The organism is Ralstonia edaphi, from assembly GCF_958350185.1.
GTDB classification, from domain to species: Bacteria; Pseudomonadota; Gammaproteobacteria; order Burkholderiales; family Burkholderiaceae; genus Ralstonia; species Ralstonia edaphi.
Genome location: NZ_CATWHI010000003.1, coordinates 642,646 through 659,156 on the forward strand (window position 1 = coordinate 642,646; position 16,511 = coordinate 659,156).

General features: G+C 66.0%; 15 protein-coding genes. 5 read left to right on the forward strand and 10 right to left on the reverse strand.

Annotated features, from left to right (window positions below):
* Positions 1-126: 126 nt before the first annotated feature.
* Positions 127-1,110: a D-erythronate dehydrogenase gene (denD, locus tag R2669_RS13460; RefSeq protein ID WP_316900581.1), complete on the forward strand. Its 984-nt coding sequence runs from the start codon at positions 127-129 to the stop codon at positions 1,108-1,110.
* Here denD and R2669_RS13465 read toward each other — a convergent pair.
* Both R2669_RS13465 and R2669_RS13470 read right to left on the reverse strand, forming a co-directional pair.
* Positions 1,107-1,751: a response regulator gene (locus R2669_RS13465; RefSeq protein ID WP_147213457.1), complete on the reverse strand. Its 645-nt coding sequence runs from the start codon at positions 1,749-1,751 to the stop codon at positions 1,107-1,109. The genes denD and R2669_RS13465 overlap by 4 nt on opposite strands.
* Positions 1,748-3,187, reverse strand: a complete 1,440-nt coding sequence (locus tag R2669_RS13470; RefSeq protein WP_316900583.1) for a cache domain-containing protein — start codon at positions 3,185-3,187, stop codon at positions 1,748-1,750. Before R2669_RS13470 ends, R2669_RS13465 begins: the two co-directional genes overlap by 4 nt.
* 226 nt (positions 3,188-3,413) lie before the next feature.
* Here R2669_RS13470 and R2669_RS13475 point away from each other — a divergent pair, with 226 nt between their 5' ends.
* Both R2669_RS13475 and R2669_RS13480 read left to right on the forward strand, forming a co-directional pair.
* Positions 3,414-5,468: a carbon starvation CstA family protein gene (locus tag R2669_RS13475; protein WP_316888957.1), complete on the forward strand. Its 2,055-nt coding sequence runs from the start codon at positions 3,414-3,416 to the stop codon at positions 5,466-5,468.
* 8 nt (positions 5,469-5,476) lie between these two features.
* A complete protein-coding gene (locus tag R2669_RS13480) occupies positions 5,477-5,671 on the forward strand; it encodes a YbdD/YjiX family protein (protein ID WP_027678649.1) in 195 nt (64 codons plus the stop codon).
* Positions 5,672-5,745: 74 nt separating this feature from the next.
* Here R2669_RS13480 and R2669_RS13485 read toward each other — a convergent pair whose 3' ends face one another.
* From R2669_RS13485 to gabT, 5 genes are all read right to left on the reverse strand, one after another.
* Positions 5,746-6,426, reverse strand: a complete 681-nt coding sequence (locus R2669_RS13485) for a tetratricopeptide repeat protein (protein WP_410003861.1) — start codon at positions 6,424-6,426, stop codon at positions 5,746-5,748.
* Positions 6,427-6,593: 167 nt separating this feature from the next.
* Complete coding sequence (gene metW, locus R2669_RS13490; RefSeq protein ID WP_147213461.1) at positions 6,594-7,229, reverse strand: methionine biosynthesis protein MetW; 636 nt, start codon at positions 7,227-7,229, stop codon at positions 6,594-6,596.
* Complete coding sequence (gene metX, locus R2669_RS13495; RefSeq protein WP_316900586.1) at positions 7,226-8,440, reverse strand: homoserine O-succinyltransferase MetX; 1,215 nt, start codon at positions 8,438-8,440, stop codon at positions 7,226-7,228. The genes metW and metX overlap by 4 nt, the downstream gene beginning before the upstream one ends.
* Positions 8,441-8,719: 279 nt before the next feature.
* Positions 8,720-10,222 carry an NAD-dependent succinate-semialdehyde dehydrogenase gene (locus R2669_RS13500; protein WP_316900588.1) on the reverse strand — a complete coding sequence of 501 codons (1,503 nt, stop codon included), beginning with the start codon at positions 10,220-10,222 and terminating at the stop codon, positions 8,720-8,722.
* A 4-nt stretch (positions 10,223-10,226) separates the two neighbouring features.
* A complete protein-coding gene (gene gabT / locus R2669_RS13505) occupies positions 10,227-11,507 on the reverse strand; it encodes a 4-aminobutyrate--2-oxoglutarate transaminase (RefSeq protein ID WP_316875186.1) in 1,281 nt (426 codons plus the stop codon).
* 153 nt (positions 11,508-11,660) lie between these two features.
* On the opposite strand from gabT, the gene pdxR reads away from it, so the two are divergent.
* Positions 11,661-13,175 carry a MocR-like pyridoxine biosynthesis transcription factor PdxR gene (pdxR, locus tag R2669_RS13510; RefSeq protein WP_316889238.1) on the forward strand — a complete coding sequence of 505 codons (1,515 nt, stop codon included), beginning with the start codon at positions 11,661-11,663 and terminating at the stop codon, positions 13,173-13,175.
* Positions 13,176-13,235: 60 nt separating this feature from the next.
* Here pdxR and slmA read toward each other — a convergent pair whose 3' ends face one another.
* Genes slmA through argB form a run of 3 tightly spaced genes read right to left on the reverse strand, consistent with a single transcriptional unit; the run spans position 13,236 to position 15,715 of the window.
* A complete protein-coding gene (slmA, locus tag R2669_RS13515) occupies positions 13,236-13,886 on the reverse strand; it encodes a nucleoid occlusion factor SlmA (protein WP_027678656.1) in 651 nt (216 codons plus the stop codon).
* Between the two features lie 45 nt (positions 13,887-13,931).
* Positions 13,932-14,789 carry an HAD-IA family hydrolase gene (locus R2669_RS13520; RefSeq protein WP_316900591.1) on the reverse strand — a complete coding sequence of 286 codons (858 nt, stop codon included), beginning with the start codon at positions 14,787-14,789 and terminating at the stop codon, positions 13,932-13,934.
* Positions 14,789-15,715, reverse strand: a complete 927-nt coding sequence (gene argB, locus R2669_RS13525; protein ID WP_316900592.1) for an acetylglutamate kinase — start codon at positions 15,713-15,715, stop codon at positions 14,789-14,791. The genes R2669_RS13520 and argB overlap by 1 nt, the downstream gene beginning before the upstream one ends.
* A gap of 183 nt (positions 15,716-15,898) precedes the next feature.
* On the opposite strand from argB, the gene R2669_RS13530 reads away from it, so the two are divergent.
* A complete protein-coding gene (locus tag R2669_RS13530) occupies positions 15,899-16,492 on the forward strand; it encodes a sigma-70 family RNA polymerase sigma factor (RefSeq protein ID WP_004628241.1) in 594 nt (197 codons plus the stop codon).
* The last annotated feature ends 19 nt before the right edge of the window (positions 16,493-16,511 follow it).

Sequence of the window (16,511 nt, forward strand, 5' to 3'; positions counted from 1 at the left end):
GGGATGTCTTGGCAAGCGTAAATTCGTCGTGTCATCATACAAGTTGAGTCGCAGAGCTTCATCCCTGTTTACCCTAGGCATCGATCAGAACGCCCGGCGGGTTACGTCGGGCAACAAGGAGACACCATGAACATCGTCATCACCGGCGGCGCCGGTTTCCTGGGCCAGCGCGTGCTGGCGGCACTGCTCGAACAACCCGGCCTGCCGGATGCGGACGGCTCGGTGCAGCGCGTTGAGACCTTCATCGTGCTGGACCAGGTGGCCGGCCAGATTGCCGATGCGCGCGTGCGCTACGTGACCGGCGATGCCTCCGACCCCGCCCTGATCGCCAAGGTGATCGACGAAAACGTGGGCGGCGTGTTCCACCTGGCCGCCGTGGTGAGCGGCACCGCCGAGGCCGACTTCGACCTCGGCATGCGCGTGAACCTGGACGGCACGCGCGCATTGCTCGATGCGCTGCGCGCGCAGCACGCCAAGACCGGCCGTGCGCCGCGCATGCTGTTCGCAAGCTCCGTGGCGGTGTTTGGCGGCCAGTTGCCCGCCGTTGTCACCGACGACACGGCCGCCACACCGCAGGCCTCGTACGGCGTCCAGAAGCTGATGGGCGAATTCCTGGTCGGCGAGTATTCGCGCAAGGGCTACATCGACGGCCGCGCGGTGCGCATTCCCACGGTGTCGGTGCGCCCGGGCAAACCGAACGGCGCGGCCTCGAGCTTTGCCAGCGGCATCATCCGCGAGCCGCTGGCCGGCGAGGAAGCCATCTGCCCGGTGGAAGCCGAGACTGAGCTGTGGCTCGCGTCGCCGCGTCAGGTGGTGGCGTCGCTGCTGCACGCGTACACGCTGCCGGCGTCGGCATGGGGCCATCGCCGATCACTGAACCTGCCGGGCATTACCGTGCGGGTGGGCGAGATGGTGGAGGCGTTGCGCAAGGTGGCGGGTGATGCGCCGGTCTCGCGTATCCGCTGGGAGCCGGACGCCCGCATCAAGGCCATCGTGCAAAGCTGGCCGGCGCGCTTCGATACCGCCCGCGCCGATGCCATGGGCTTTGGGCGCGACACCTCGTTCGAAGCGATGGTGCGCGATTACGTGGACAGCGCGAAGGGCGCCTAACGGCCCTTTCCCAGCTCGACCGCAAACTTCACCAGTTCCGCCTGGCCCTCGATGCCGAGTTTGCGCTTCAGGTTCAGGCGGTGCGATTCCACCGTGCGCACAGACAAGCCCAGCTCGTCGGCGATGCGCTTGTTGGCGTAGCCCTTGGCGATGCCGTCGAGAATGTCGCGCTCGCGCGGCGTAAGCGCCTCCACCGGCGTGGGCATGACGGCCTGCTCGGCCATGCGCATCGCCAGCTGCGCGCTGTAGAAGGGCCGGCCGGCCAGCACGGCGTCGATGGCCTCGACCAGTTCGCTGGCAGGCGCGTCCTTGAGCACGTAGCCGCGCGCGCCGGCGCGCATCACCTGCCGCACGTATTCCAGGTTGTCGTGCATCGACAGCACGAGCACGGCAATCTCGGGAAACTCTTCAGCAAACTTCTCGGTGAGCGCGATGCCGTTCATGCCGCGCATGCCGATGTCCATCAGCGCCAGGTCAGGCGACAGCGTGCGCGCGGCCTGCAGGGCGGCTTCAGCATCGCCGGCTTCACCCACCACTTCGAAATGCGGCACGGCTTCGAGCCGCACGCGCACGCCATCGCGCACGAGCGGGTGATCGTCGACGAGGAGCAGTTTGACGGGCGCAGGAGTACGCATGTTCATACGAGAGGAGAAGAGGGGGCGGAAGCCAGTTGAGCGATGACGGCATGCGGCAGCACGGCGCTCACCTCGGTGCCGTGCGGGCCCGAGGCGATGGTACAGGTGCCGCCCAGCGCTGCCATGCGCTCGCGCATGTTGCGCAGGCCGATCCCGTGTTGCGGGTCCACCTGCACGGACTCCACGTCGAAGCCCGGGCCGTTGTCGCGAATGGACAAACGCACGGCATCGATATCGTTTTCGAGCAGGACGCCGATGCGCGTCGCTTGCGTGGCATGGCGCTCGATGTTCGAGACGGCCTCCTGCGCAATGCGGAACAGCGCGGTGTTGCACGCGTCCGGCAGTTGCACGGGCGGGCCGACAAGTTCGAGCGCAATCGCAAACCCCGGCTGGGTGTCTTCGTGTGCCTCGCGCGTTTCGCGCACGAGCAGCTCAAGCGCGGCTGCCAGGCCGAGATCGTCGAGCAGCGCAGGGCGCAGGTTGTGCGACACGCGGCGCACCTCGCCCAGCGCTCCGTTCAACCGGTCGAGCGCGCGGCGCAGCATGCTGTCCGCCCGCTCGATCGACGCCGGCGATGCAGGCGCGGCTTCAAGATGGCCATGCGCGGTTTCCAGCAGCAGCTTGGTCGACACCAGCACCTGACTGATGCCGTCGTGCAGTTCACGCGAGACGCGCGCGCGTTCGTCTTCCTGGGACTTCACCACCTGCTGCGCGAGCTGGCGCAGCTTGGCATCGGCCTGGCGGTGGTCGCTCACGTTCAGCGCCAAGCCGCTGCCGGCCACCAGCAGGATGCTGATCGCGGCAATGCCCACCACCCAGGCCAGCGTCTGGTCGATGTTGGCCTGCGCGCGCCGGTCAATCTCACGCAAGGTCTGTTCGATGTCGTCCAGGTACAGGCCGGTGCCGACCATCCAGCCCCACTGCGGAATGGGCTCGACGTAACCGAGCTTGGGCACGCTCTGGTGCGTGGATGGCTTGTCCCACATGTAGCGCACGAAACCACCCCCAGCCTGCGCGGCGGCGACGAGCTTCTGGATGGTCGGCTGGCCCCCGGCGTCCGTCAGGTCCCATAGATCGCGGCCGACAAGTTCTGGCTGGCGCGGGTGCATCAGGTTGCGGCCGCGCAGATCATAGAGAAAGAAATAGCCGTCGGTGCCGAAGTCGAGACGGGCGAGGGTGCGCATGGCCTCGTCGCGTGTGGCTTCGTCCCGGGCCGGGTCGCCGCCATGGCCGGCCGCCAGCAGCGGCGCGATGGCGCTCTGCGCAAGCTTGACGTAAGACCGCAGCTCGGTCTCCTTGGCCTGCAGATACGCCGACTCCACCAACTGCCGCTCGTGCCGCGCCAGCGCGATCGACTGATGGCGCACGGTCAGCATGATCGCCAGCATGGCGATGGTCAGCGGTGCGACGGCGAGCAGCAGGATCTTCTGGCGGAGCTTCATGGCAAAACGCGGCGGGCATTGCGGCATCGCAAGCGGGCGCCGCGGTCTCGGTCGGGTGTGGCGCCTGCGTAGAACTACGGACGTGCGCTGCGTAGTCCTCCGCTTGTGGTGCGGGGTGCGGCTGGCAAATACTACACGCCCCTGTCACGGGGCAGGACTCACCGCAGGGATGAACCCACATCCCGCATTCAACAGATTACTTCGACCAAGGTTCGAGGAGACCGACATGAGCTTCGTCAGGCAACACCTGATCTGGCTGGTCGTCGCCATTCTTGGCGCGTCTGCCTTTGCCACCGTTGCGCTTGCGCGCGGCGAGGCTGTCAGCGCGCTATGGGTGGTGGTGGCCGCCGTATGCATCTACCTGATCGCGTATCGCTACTACAGCCGTTTCATCGCCGACAAGGTGCTCGGCCTGGACGGCACCCGTAAAACGCCCGCCTGGCGTTACAACGACGGGCTCGACTACGTTCCCACCAACAAGCATGTGCTGTTCGGCCACCACTTTGCGGCCATTGCCGGCGCTGGCCCGCTGGTGGGCCCCGTGCTGGCCGCGCAGATGGGCTACTTGCCGGGCATGCTGTGGATCCTGGCCGGCGTCGTGTTTGCCGGTGCGGTGCAGGATTTCATCGTGCTGTTCATCTCCAGCCGCCGCGACGGGCGCTCGCTGGGCGACCTCGTGAAGAGCGAGATGGGCACGGTGCCTGGCGTGATCGCGCTGTTTGGCGCGTTCCTCATCATGATCATCATCCTGGCCGTGCTGGCGCTGATCGTGGTGAAGGCGCTGGTCGGCTCGCCGTGGGGCACCTTCACGGTGGCCGCGACGATTCCCATCGCGCTGTTCATGGGCGTGTACGTACGCTACATCCGCCCGGGCCGTATCGGCGAGATCTCCATCATCGGCTTCGTGCTCCTGATGCTGGCCATCATCGGTGGCCAGGCGGTGCACGAAAATGCTGCCCTCGCGCCGCTGTTCACGTTCGACGGCAAGGCCCTCACGTGGATGCTGATCGGCTACGGCTTTGTCGCCTCGGTACTGCCGGTGTGGCTGCTGCTGGCCCCGCGTGATTACCTGTCGACGTTCCTGAAGATCGGCACGATCCTCGCCCTGGCGATCGGCATCCTGATCGTCGCGCCCAAGATGCAGATGCCTTCGCTGACGCAGTTTGCCGGCGGCGGCGGCCCGGTGTGGTCGGGCAACCTGTTCCCGTTCCTGTTCATCACCATTGCGTGCGGCGCGGTATCGGGCTTCCACTCGCTCATCTCGTCGGGCACCACGCCCAAGTTGCTGGAGAACGAAACGCAGGCCCGCTTCATCGGCTACGGCGCGATGCTGATGGAATCGTTCGTCGCCATCATGGCGCTGGTGGCCGCTTCGGTCATCGATCCGGGCGTGTACTTCGCGATGAACAGCCCGGCAGCACTCGTGGGCGCGACGCCGGATACGGTGGCGCACACGCTGTCCACCTGGGGCTTCGTCATCACCCCTGACGTGCTGATCCAGACGGCCAAGGACGTCGGCGAGAACACCATCCTTGCCCGTGCAGGCGGCGCCCCGACGCTCGCCGTCGGCATGGCGCACATCCTCCACCAAGTGGTGGGCGGCCAAGCCATGATGGCCTTCTGGTACCACTTTGCGATCCTGTTCGAGGCGCTGTTCATCCTCACGGCGGTGGACGCAGGCACGCGCGCTGGGCGCTTCATGCTGCAGGATCTGCTGGGCACCTTTGTGCCGGCACTCAAGCGCACGGACTCGCTCGTCGCGAACCTCATTGCCACGGCCGCGACCGTCGCCCTGTGGGGCTACTTCCTGTACCAGGGCGTGGTCGATCCGCTGGGCGGCATCAACACGCTGTGGCCGCTCTTTGGCATCTCCAACCAGATGCTCGCCGCGATTGCGCTGACGCTGGGCACTTGCGTGCTCGTCAAGATGAAGCGCGACCGCTACGTCTGGGTGACGCTGCTGCCGACCATCTGGCTGCTGATCTGCACACTCACCGCCGGCTGGCAGAAGCTGTTCGATCCGGACCCGAAGATCGGCTTCCTGGCGCATGCCAACAAGTACGCCAGCGCGATCGCCGAAGGCAAGCTGTTGGCCCCGGCCAAGTCGATGGCACAGATGCAGCAGGTGGTGCTGAACGACCGCATCGACGCGTTCCTGTGTGGCCTGTTCATTCTCGTGGTGGTCAGCATCGCGTGGTATGGCCTGCGCACGGTGCTCAAGGCACGCGCTGCGAGCCGCCCGACCGCCAACGAAACGCCGTACGAAGCGCTGGGCGCATGAGCACGGGCATGCGCGAAGAACTCGAAAACTTCGGCCGCTACCTGGGCCAGACGCTGCGTCTGATGGTCGGCGTGCCGGACTACGACACCTACGTGCGGCACATGCAGGAGACGCACCCCGACCAGGCCGTCATGACGTACGAAGACTTCTTCCGCGAACGCCAGGACGCGCGCTACGCCGGCCGCGTCGGCCGGTGCTGTTGACGATCGGTTGAACGCGCTCCAAAACAAGAACCGCCGGTGCATGCTGCCATGCCCGGCGGTTTTTCTTGCGTGTCCTACATGGACTGACGTGCCGCTGTGGGCGGATCGCCATGCTTGGCGCGATACGTTTGCTCCACCAGTGCCCGCAGCTTGCCCAGTGCGCCGACGTCGCCTTGGGCAGCCGCCCTGCCGTACCACTTCTTGGCCTGCTCGATATCCTGCGCCACCACGCCGGGCTCACCGCGCTCGTAATAGCTGCCGACGATGTACTGCGATGGCGCGTCGCCGCCCTCGGCCGCCTTCTTGTACCAAGTGAACGCACGCCCGTAGTCGCGCGGCACACCGCGTCCGGTGAAGTAGTCGGTGGCGAGCGCGCGCTGCGCCTCGACATGCCCGCCGACGGCGGCACGTTCGTACCACTTGTTGGCTTCTTCCAGGGAGCGCGGAACCAGCTCGCCGCGTTCGAACAATTCCCCGTAGGCAAACTGCGCGTGGGTCATCTGGTTATCGGCGGCACGACGCAGCCATTTGACCGCTTCATCAGGCCGCGCGACGGTGCCTTCGCCGCGCATCAGCATCATCGCGTAGTTGAATTGTGCGAGCCGGTTGCCGCGCTGGGCGGCCTCTGCAAATTCGTCGAAGGCGTGGCCGAAATCGTTCTTTTCGTAGTGCGCGATGGCAATCTGGGTGAGGGCGTCGGCGTCGCCCCGCACATCCTGCGGAGAGGGTGCGGCCAGTGCAAAAGGCGCCGCCATCCCGATCGCAACCACCAACGCCGCCTGCAGGATGCGCCAACTTCTGCGCCGGATCTCTCTGCTCATCGCACGCTCCTCATCGGAAGATGATCGAGTGTAGCGCGCCGCTGTGGTCCGCGTCGGTGCGCGCAAATCAGCACACCGCTAAACGGTCGATGCCCGGGCAATCAGCCCGCGCGCACCCGGTACACCGCCACGCTGCCGCGCCAGTTGGCGCCCCAGCGCACCACGCTGCCTTCGTGCAGTACAACGCGATCGAGGATCACCAGCCCCACCTTGGGCGCCAGCGCTTCAAAGTCGCGGATGGTCAGCACGCGCACGTTGGGCGTGTTGTACCACTCGTAGGGCAGCGACTTGGACACCGGCATCCGCCCCCGGAAGATCGACAGCCGATGCGGCCAGTAACCGAAGTTGGGGAACGACACGATGCACTCGCGGCCCACGCGCAGCATCTCGCGCAGCACCTGCGCCGTGTTGTGGATGGTCTGCAGCGTCTGCGAAAGGATGACCGTATCGAAGCTCTTGTCCTCGAACAGGGCCAGCCCGCCCTCCATGTTCTGCTGGATCACGTGCACGCCCTTTTTCGTGGACGCCAGTACGCCCGCATCGTCGATCTCGATGCCGTAGGCCAGCACGTCGAGCTCGTCCTGCAACACGCGCAGCAGGCTGCCGTCGCCGCAGCCGAGGTCGAGCACGGTGGAGCGCGGCTCGATCCAGCGGGCGATGGCACGGAAGTCCGCGCGATCGGCCAGGATGTTCGGTACCGCGGACGGCGCAGCGGGGTTCAGCGTTTGCGTTGTCATGCGCCGATCTCCTGGGCGATGCGTTCGTAATAGGCGCGCACCAGCGCGTGGTAGCGCGCGTCTTCCAGCAGGAAAGCGTCGTGGCCGTGGGGTGCGTCGATCTCGCCGTAGGTGACGGGATGCTTGTTGTCGAGCAGCGCCTTGACCAGCTCCCGGCTGCGCGCCGGCGCGAATCGCCAGTCGGTCATGAAGCTGACGACGAGGTAACTCGCCTTGGTATGCGCAACGGCCTTGGTCAGGCTGCCGCCGTAGGCCAGTGCGGGGTCGAAGTAATCGAGCGCGCGCGTGATGAGCAGATACGTGTTCGCATCGAAATACTCGGCAAACTTGTCGCCCTGGTAGCGCAGGTAGCTCTCGACCTGGAACTCGACGTCGAAGGAGAAACGGATGTCCTCCGCCTTCAGCTCGCGGCCGAATTTTGCGGCCATGTCTTCGTCCGACAGATAGGTGATGTGACCGATCATCCGCGCCACGCGCAGGCCGCGCTTAGGCTTGACGTTGTGCGCGTAGTAATCGCCGCCGTGGAAATCGGGGTCGGACAGAATCGCGCTGCGCGCCACTTCGTTGAAGGCGATGTTCTGCGCCGACAGCTTGGGCGTAGAGGCCACCACCACGCAGTGCCGCAGCCGATCGGGATACATCAGGCTCCAGGCCAGCGCCTGCATGCCGCCAAGGCTGCCGCCCATCACCGCCGCAAATTGCTGGATGCCGAAACGATCCGCCACGCGCGCCTGGGCGTTTACCCAGTCTTCCACCGTCACCACGGGAAAGCGCGCGCCATAAGGCAGGCCGGTTTCCGGATGCGGGCTCATGGGGCCGGTCGAGCCGAAACACGAACCGAGGTTGTTCACCCCGATGACGAAGAAGCGGTTGGTGTCGACCGGCTTGCCGGGGCCGACCATGTTGTCCCACCAGCCGACTTCGCCCTCGGCGTGCACGCCGGCCACGTGGTGCGAGGCGTTGAGCGCGTGGCAGACCAGCACGGCGTTGGAACGGTCGGCATTGAGCGTGCCGTAGGTTTCGACCATCAGGTCGTAGCCGCTGATCTGCGAGCCGTTGCGCAGTTGCAGCGGCTCGGCAAAGTGCATGCGCTCGGGCACGACCAGGCCGATGGCGTTGGCCGGTTTGCCCTGATGTGCCTTCGGAGTGGAGGGATCGGCCTGCGCCGCATCGGCTGCGGTGACCGCGGGGTCAGCCTGGATGTCTGTCATGGCACCAAAGAAAAAACCCGACCGGCAACGCTGTTCACGCAACCAATCGGGTTCTCATGTGGCGCACGTGGGGCGCTTGCTTTCACCACCCCCGCTCTGACCGAACCTCTTTAGCCGCATTTGTAATGAGAGCCCAGAGCCACATGCGTGTATGTCTGGACTCCCGCGCGCCCGCAAGCCAGTCGTCAAATCGGCGCGCCAGAGAAGGGTGATTATAGAGCAAGCGGCGGCGGACGCATCACCGCAGCGTGATGCGTCCGATCCCGACCATCCGCAGGCTCAAAGGCCGGCCATGTTGATGTACTTGATCTCCAGGTACTCGTCGATGCCGTATTTCGAGCCTTCGCGGCCCAGCCCCGATTGCTTGACGCCGCCAAACGGCGCCTCCGCCGTCGAGATCAGCCCCGTATTGACGCCGACCATGCCCGACTCCAACGCATCCGAAACACGCCAGGCACGGCCCAGATCGCGCGTGTAGAAATACGCGGCGAGACCGAACTCGGTGTCGTTTGCGGCCGCCACGGCTTCGTCTTCCGTATCGAAAGGAATGAGCGCCGCCAGCGGGCCGAACGTTTCTTCATGCGCGACCAGCATGCCTGGCTTCGCATCGACGACGACCGTCGGCTCGAAGAACGCGCCGCCCTGTGCGGACAACGCATGCGGCTTGCCACCGACCAGCACGCGGGCGCCCTGGCGTACGGCGTCGTCCAGATGCTGTTGCACCTTCTCCATCGCGCGCATGTGGATCAGCGGGCCCTGCTGCACGCCGGGCTCCGTGCCGTTGCCCACGCGCAGCGCACGCACCGCGTCGGCCAGCTTGGCAGCGAAGGTGTCGTAGATGCCGCGCTGCACGTAGAAGCGGTTCGCGCACACGCAGGTCTGGCCCGCGTTGCGGTACTTGGCGATCATCGCGCCTTCCACGGCCGCATCGACGTCGGCATCGTCGAACACGATGAACGGCGCGTTGCCGCCCAACTCGAGCGAAAGCTTCTTGATGTCGTCCGCGCACTGGCGCATCAGCAAACGACCCACGGCCGTCGAGCCCGTGAAGCTGAGCTTGCGCACGACAGGGTTGGACGTCAGCTCGCCGCCAATCGCCTGCGAATCGCCGGTGACGATCGACAGCAAGCCTGCCGGCACGCCGGCGCGCGCCGCCAACTCGGCAAACGCGAGCGCAGAGTAGGGCGTTTCCAGCGCCGGCTTGACCACCATCGAGCAGCCCGCCGCCAGCGCGGGGCCGACCTTGCGCGTCATCATCGCGATGGGGAAATTCCACGGCGTGATGGCCGCGCTCACGCCGATCGGCTCCTTCTGCACGACGATGCGGCGATCGCCCTGCGGCGACGGAATGGTGTCGCCGTAAATGCGGCGTGCCTCTTCCGCAAACCATTCGATGAACGACGCGGCGTAAGCGATTTCACCGGCGGCTTCGGGCAGCGGCTTGCCTTGCTCGGCCGTGAGAATGGCCGCAAGGTCCTGCTGGTGCTCCATCATCAGATCGGCCAGCTTGCGCAGGATTTTGGCGCGATCGCGTGCGCTCACCTTGCGCCAGGCGCGTTGTGCAACCTGGGCGGCATCGATGGCGCGGCGCGTTTCGGCGGCGCCCATGCCGGGCACGGTGCCGATCTTGCGGCCCGTGGCCGGATCGGTCACGTCGCGCGTGGCGCCGTCGTCGGCATCGGCCCAAGTGCCGGCGAGGAACGCCTGCGTGCGCCACAGGCCGGGGTCTTTCAGTGCGATCGGCGGCGTAACCGGCGCGCTCGGCAAATCGGTGCGGGTCATGGTGTCAGCCCTCCAGTGCGCGTTGCAGGATGGCAAGGCCCTCTTCGAATACCGCGTCTTCAATCGTGAGCGGGAACAGGAAGCGGATCACGTTGCCGTACACGCCGCACGACAGCAGGAGCAGGCCGGCTTCGAGCGCCCGTTGCTGCACGAGCTTGGTGAAATCGGCGTCGGGCTTGCCGTCCGGCGTGTTGAATTCGACAGCAACCATCGCGCCCACGCCGCGCACTTCTGCAATGCGTGGCTGCTTGGCCTTGGCAGCGTTCAGTGCATCGACCAGACGTGCGCCCAGCGCGGCGGAGCGCTCGCAGAGTTTCTCGTCGGCAATGATGTCGAGCACGGCATGTGCGGACGCCACCGCCAGCGGATTGCCGGCATAGGTGCCGCCGAGCCCGCCCGGAGCAGGTGCGTCCATGATCTCTGCGCGGCCCGTGACAGCAGACAGCGGCAGGCCGCCGGCCAGGCCCTTGGCCATCGTCGTGATGTCCGGCAGCACGCCGGTGTGCTCCATGGCAAACAGCTTGCCGGTGCGGGCAAAGCCGGTTTGCACTTCGTCGGCGATCATCACGATGCCGTGCTCGTCGCACAGTGCGCGGATGGCACGCACAAAGTCGGCAGGCATCTGGTAGAAGCCGCCCTCGCCCTGCACCGGCTCGAAAATGATGGCCGCCACCTGGCGCGGATCGATATCGGCCTTGAACAAGCGCTGGATGGCATCCAGCGCATCCTGCGTGCTCACGCCATGCAGCGCGACCGGCGCGGGCACGTGGTAGATGCTGCCCGGGAACGGCCCGAAGCCCGTCTTGTACGGCACCACCTTGCCCGTCAGCGACATGCCCATGAACGTGCGGCCGTGGAAGGCGCCCGTGAGTGCAATGACACCCGGGCGGCCCGTGTGCGCCCGTGCGATCTTGATGGCGTTTTCGACAGCCTCGGCGCCGGTGGTGAAGAACGCGGTCTTCTTGGCGTGCGTGCCGGGCGTGATCGTGTTCAGGCGCTCGGCCAATTCGACGTACGAGCCGTACGGCACGATCTGGAAAGCGGTATGCGTGAAGTGATCCAGCTGCTCGCGCACAGCCTGCACCAGCCGCGGGTGGCGGTGGCCCGTGTTGACCACGGCAATGCCAGCCGCGAAGTCGATGTAGCGGCGGCCTTCGACGTCCCAGAACAGCGCGTTCTCGGCACGCTCGGCGTAGCGGTCGGTCATCACACCGACACCGCGCGGCGTAGCGGCGAGGCGGCGGGCATTCCATTGGGCGTTCTGTTGCGGGTCTCGGGCGTTCATGGCGGTCGTGTGCGTTGGGTCAAGAAAGGTCGGATGCGAGCCAGTGTGGCGCCATTGGCTCTGTACAATAAGACCCAATCAGGTTTTTCTTTTGGAACCACTTTGGCTCCATCACCCGCCATGGCCGACCACTCACCTACGCACCGCGCCAGCATGCTGGTCGACTACCTGCAGCGCCGCTTCGACCGTGCCGGGCCGGGCGGCGAGCCCGACCACCGCCGTCTGTATCGCGTGCTGCAAGAGGGCATCCTGCGCGACGAACTGCAGCCGGGCACCCGCCTGCCGTCGTCGCGGCAGCTGGCGACCGAGCTGGGCATCGCGCGCAACACGGTCATCCACGTCTACGAGCAACTCGGTGTGGAAGGCTATGTCTCGGCGGGCGTGGGCAGCGGCACCTTCGTCGCCGATACCGCGCCGGACCGGTTGGACGCGGCGCCTGCACCGGCCGCAGCCGTTGCCGCAGTGGCCGCCGCGCCGATCGCCGAGGCAGCCGCACCGTCTGCGCCGATGCTTTCGACGCGCGGCCGTGCGCTGGTGCGCGATGCAGGCGCCAGCTCGCGCCAATGGGGCGCCTTCATGCCGGGCGTGCCTGAAGTGCGGATGTTTCCGGCGCGCATCTGGTCGCGCCTGCACAACCGGCTGCTACGCAAGCCGTCGCCCGCATTGCTGACGTATCCCGTAGGCGCGGGTTACTTGCCGCTGCGCACCGCGCTGGCCGACTACCTGCGCACCGCGCGTGGCGTGCGCTGCGAGCCCGAGCAGATCATCATCACCGCGGGCATCCATCCGTCGCTCCAGCTGATCGCGCAACTGCTGTGCGACGCCGGCGACAGCGCATGGACCGAAGACCCGGGTTACTGGGGCGTGCGCAGCGTACTCACCGCTGCGGGCGTACGCACGGTGCCGTTGCCGGTGGACGACGAAGGCATGCGCTTCGACATCCCCACGCGCGGGCGCCAGCGCAGCAAGCCGCCCAAGCTCATGGTGGTTTCGCCCTCGCACCAATACCCGCTCGGCTCGGTGATGAGCCTGGCGCGACGCCGCGCGCTGCTGGCCACCGCACACGCCACCGATGCGTGGATCGTCGAAGACGACTACGACAGCGAATTCCGCTACGGCAGCCGCCCGCTGCCGTCATTGCAAGGGCTGGATGAAGGCGGGCGCGTCCTCTACATGGGCACGTTCTCGAAGGTGCTGTTCCCGAGCTTGCGGATCGGCTATCTGGTCGTGCCGCCCGCGCTGGCCGATGCATTTACGACGGGCTTGTCGGAGATGTTCCGCGGCGGCCAGATCCTCACGCAGGCGGTGCTGGCGGACTTCATTGCGGAAGGCCATTTCGTCTCGCACATCCGGCGCATGCGCGGCGTCTATGCGGAACGGCGTGAAACGCTGCTGGCTTCCATCAACCGCGAGTTTGGCGACGCGCTGCCCGTGCACGATGGCGCGTCCGGCCTGCATCTCGTGCTGGGCTTGCCGGCCGGCACCGACGATGTGGCCGTGGCGGATCTGGCGCTTGCCAACGACGTCGTCACGCGGCCGCTCTCACGGTATTACCAGGACGATGCGCGCCGCCTGCCTGGGCTGCTGCTGGGCTATGGCCACGTGGAAACCGAGCAGATTGCGGCGCGGTTTCATACCTTGGCGGAAGCGATACGCACCGTTGGCTGACCTACGGCGTGCGCAACAAAAAAGCCCCGAATGCGGGGCTTTTGTTTGGGGGATGCACGCTCAGGCCAACAGCACGCGCAACTGCGCATCCGCACCTTCCACCGGAGACTTCCGGAAACCGCTCTTTGCATACCGATGCCAGCGCCCCAGCACCGCGCAGACGAGCAGGTTGGCACGCGACGCGATGTCGGTATCCGCCGGCCAGGCGCCCTGCGTGACCGCCATGCGCAGGCTCTGCTTGAGCGATGCCTCGATGCGATCCAGGCATTGCGCCATGCGCTCGGGCAGGCGCTCGTCTTCGCCGACCAGCGCATCGCCCACCAGCACACGCGTCATGCCCGGATTCTTGTCGGCAAACGACAGCAGCATGTGCGCGATGGCATGCGCCTGCCGCAAGCCGTGTTCTTCACGCAGCGTGATCTGATTGATGAGGCCGAAGACGGTCTGCTCGATGAATTCGATCAGCCCTTCGAACATCTGCGCCTTGCTGGCGAAGTGGCGGTACAGCGCCGCTTCGGACACATCCAGCCGTGCAGCCAGCCCAGCCGTTGTGATCTTTTCTCCACGCGGATGCTCGAGCATGCCGGCGAGCGTCTGCAGAATCTGCACGCGGCGCTCGCCTGGGCGGGGCCGTTTGCGTACCGGCGGTGCTTCTATGGCGACGTCCGCGACCGGCTCGGCGGTCGGAAACTCCGTTTGCGCGTTGCTCATGACTTCCTGGCCCCTCTCCCGTTCTGAGCGCGGAGTTACCACTGCCTAGCCGCGTCGAACAAGCCTTCGTTTTAGTTGAAGCACCGATTTTACTTTCACGCTCACATAGCCGGGCCGGTTGGCGAACAAAATCGGTGTGGCGGCCGGTTGATGTGGTGAATTTGCACGCGCGCCAACGGCCGCCGCTTGCATTGGATGCAATGCGTCGGCAGTGGACGTCGGCTGCCCGCCAGGCGGCACGCGCCGCAGGTAGCCTGTCACCCACACCGTGCCGATCCCCAGGCGCCGATAGCGTTTGAGGTGAGAAAGCGTGTCTTCGACGAGGATGGCGCGCGATGGCGCAATACGCTCGCGGGCGAGCAAGCGGCGCAGCATCAGCGGATCGGGTTTCGGGCGCAGGCGCCGGTGCACCCACATGTGCTCGACGGCAATTTCGCGCAGGAATGCGCGTTTCAGGCCAATGAGGCGCAGCACCTCGCGCGCGTAGGCAACCGGCGCGTTAGTCAGCAGGATCTTGCGCCCCGGCAGGGCGCGCAGCAGTTGGGCGAGGCCGCGTTCGGCGCGCACCATGGCGCGCAGGTCTTCAAAGCGGTGTGCCTCGGCCAGGAAATCATCGGGGTCGACGCCGTGATGGCGGACCATGCCGAGAATCGTGGCGCCATAGCGGCGCCAATAGTCCACACGCACCTGGCTGGCCGTGGCGTCATCCGTGCCGAGCACGCGCGCCACGTACGCCGTCATCAGCCGGTTGATCTGCGGAAAGATCGCGTGGGAGGCGTGGTGGAGGGTGTTGTCGAGGTCGAACAGCCAGACCGGCTGCCGGGCGGGCGCGGAGCCCGCCGGCACCTCGCGCGGGAAGGCGCGCGCAGCATGGCGCACCCGCACCGCCCGGGTGGTTCGCATCAGTGCGAGCGGATCATCGTGCCGAACGCCTGTTCGGTCAGGATTTCCAGCAGCAGCGAATGCTCGATGCGGCCATCGACGATGTGCACGGAGTTCACGCCGCTCTTGGCAGCATCCAGCGCCGACGAAATCTTCGGCAGCATGCCGCCCGAGATCGTGCCGTCGGCAAACAGCTCGTCGATCTCGCGCGCCGACAGGTCGGTCAGCAGATTGCCCTGCTTGTCCATCACGCCCGGAATGTTGGTCATCATGACCAGCTTCTCAGCCTTCAGGATCTCGGCCATCTTGCCGGCCACGACGTCGGCGTTGATGTTGTAGGCCTGGCCTTCGTCAGAGAAACCGATGGGCGAAATGACCGGAATGAACGCGTCGTCCTGCAGCGCCTTGACCACGGCCGGGTTGATCGTCTCGATGTCGCCCACGAAGCCGATGTCGATGAATTCGCCCGGCTTCTCCCGGTCCGGCATCTTCAGCTTCTTGGCGCGAATCAGGCCGCCGTCCTTGCCGGTCAGGCCGACCGCCTGGCCGCCGTATTGGTTGATCAGCATGACGATGTCCTGCTGGACTTCGCCGCCAAGCACCCACTCGACCACTTCCATGGTCTCTTCGTCGGTCACGCGCATGCCCTGGATGAAGGTGCCTTGCTTGCCGACCTTCTTCAGGGCTTCGTCAATCTGCGGGCCGCCGCCGTGCACCACCACCGGGTTCATGCCGACCAGCTTGAGCAGGATCACGTCGCGCGCGAAGCCATGCTTCAGCTTCTCCTCCGTCATGGCGTTGCCACCGTACTTGATGACGATGGTCTTGCCATGGAACTTGCGGATGTAAGGCAGGGCCTGTGCGAGAATTTCAGCCTTCAACGCCGGCGCAATGTGTGCGAGTTCGGGGGCGAGGCCAGCAGGGTCGGGGGCAGCAGAAGCGGTCATGACGGTGACATCCGGGATTGGGCGGATTGAGGCGGGTATGATGGAGCGCCGAATGTCGCGTGCCGCACAAAATGCAGCAGCCCATTTTCGGCAGGCGCGATTTTACAAGAAAAGCCCGCGCGGTCCTGGCCGCAGCTTGCGTGCCTGACAAACCGTTGCGGACAAAGAACACCCTGGGGAAACATGGCCATCGCACCCGACCAACTCGACGCGCTGCGCCCTCACCTGCTGCGGTTTGCGCAACTGCAATTGCGCGACACGGCCCTGGCAGAAGACACGGTGGCCGACACCATCCTGGCCGTGCTCGAGCACCCGGAGCGCTTTGCCGGCAACGCCTCGCTCAAGACTTACGTGATCGGCATCCTCAAGCACAAGATCATCGATGCGATCCGCTCGGGGCGCCGCGAAGTGCGCGTCTCGCTGCTTGCGGGCGGTGAATCCGACGAGGCCGGCATGCGTTCCGACGAGGCCGTCTTCGACAGCCTGTTCGCCGCCGACGGCCACTACACCAGCCCGCCGTCCGACTGGGGCGACCCCGATGCCGCGCTGTCACGGCGCGAGTTCTTCGACGTGCTGCAGATGTGCGTTGATCGGCTACCGCCACGTGTTGGCCGCGTCTTCATGATGCGCGAGTGGCTGGAGCTGGAAACCGACGAAATCTGTCAGGAATTGCAGATCACCGCGACCAATGCCTGGGCACTGCTTTACCGTGCCCGCATGCGCCTGCGCGAGTGCCTTGACCTGCACTGGTTCGGCAATCAGCCCGCCGCCGCCTGAATTGCCCGTAGGCGCACCT

Coding starts and splice junctions, on each gene's coding strand:
- denD (WP_316900581.1), top strand. CDS start 127: ATGAACATCGTCATCACCGGCGGCGCCGGTTTCCTGGGCCAGCGCGTG.
- R2669_RS13465 (WP_147213457.1), bottom strand. CDS start 1,751: ATGAACATGCGTACTCCTGCGCCCGTCAAACTGCTCCTCGTCGACGAT.
- R2669_RS13470 (WP_316900583.1), bottom strand. CDS start 3,187: ATGAAGCTCCGCCAGAAGATCCTGCTGCTCGCCGTCGCACCGCTGACC.
- R2669_RS13475 (WP_316888957.1), top strand. CDS start 3,414: ATGAGCTTCGTCAGGCAACACCTGATCTGGCTGGTCGTCGCCATTCTT.
- R2669_RS13480 (WP_027678649.1), top strand. CDS start 5,477: ATGCGCGAAGAACTCGAAAACTTCGGCCGCTACCTGGGCCAGACGCTG.
- R2669_RS13485 (WP_410003861.1), bottom strand. CDS start 6,426: ATGGCGGCGCCTTTTGCACTGGCCGCACCCTCTCCGCAGGATGTGCGG.
- metW (WP_147213461.1), bottom strand. CDS start 7,229: ATGACAACGCAAACGCTGAACCCCGCTGCGCCGTCCGCGGTACCGAAC.
- metX (WP_316900586.1), bottom strand. CDS start 8,440: ATGACAGACATCCAGGCTGACCCCGCGGTCACCGCAGCCGATGCGGCG.
- R2669_RS13500 (WP_316900588.1), bottom strand. CDS start 10,222: ATGACCCGCACCGATTTGCCGAGCGCGCCGGTTACGCCGCCGATCGCA.
- gabT (WP_316875186.1), bottom strand. CDS start 11,507: ATGAACGCCCGAGACCCGCAACAGAACGCCCAATGGAATGCCCGCCGC.
- pdxR (WP_316889238.1), top strand. CDS start 11,661: ATGCTGGTCGACTACCTGCAGCGCCGCTTCGACCGTGCCGGGCCGGGC.
- slmA (WP_027678656.1), bottom strand. CDS start 13,886: ATGAGCAACGCGCAAACGGAGTTTCCGACCGCCGAGCCGGTCGCGGAC.
- R2669_RS13520 (WP_316900591.1), bottom strand. CDS start 14,789: ATGCGAACCACCCGGGCGGTGCGGGTGCGCCATGCTGCGCGCGCCTTC.
- argB (WP_316900592.1), bottom strand. CDS start 15,715: ATGACCGCTTCTGCTGCCCCCGACCCTGCTGGCCTCGCCCCCGAACTC.
- R2669_RS13530 (WP_004628241.1), top strand. CDS start 15,899: ATGGCCATCGCACCCGACCAACTCGACGCGCTGCGCCCTCACCTGCTG.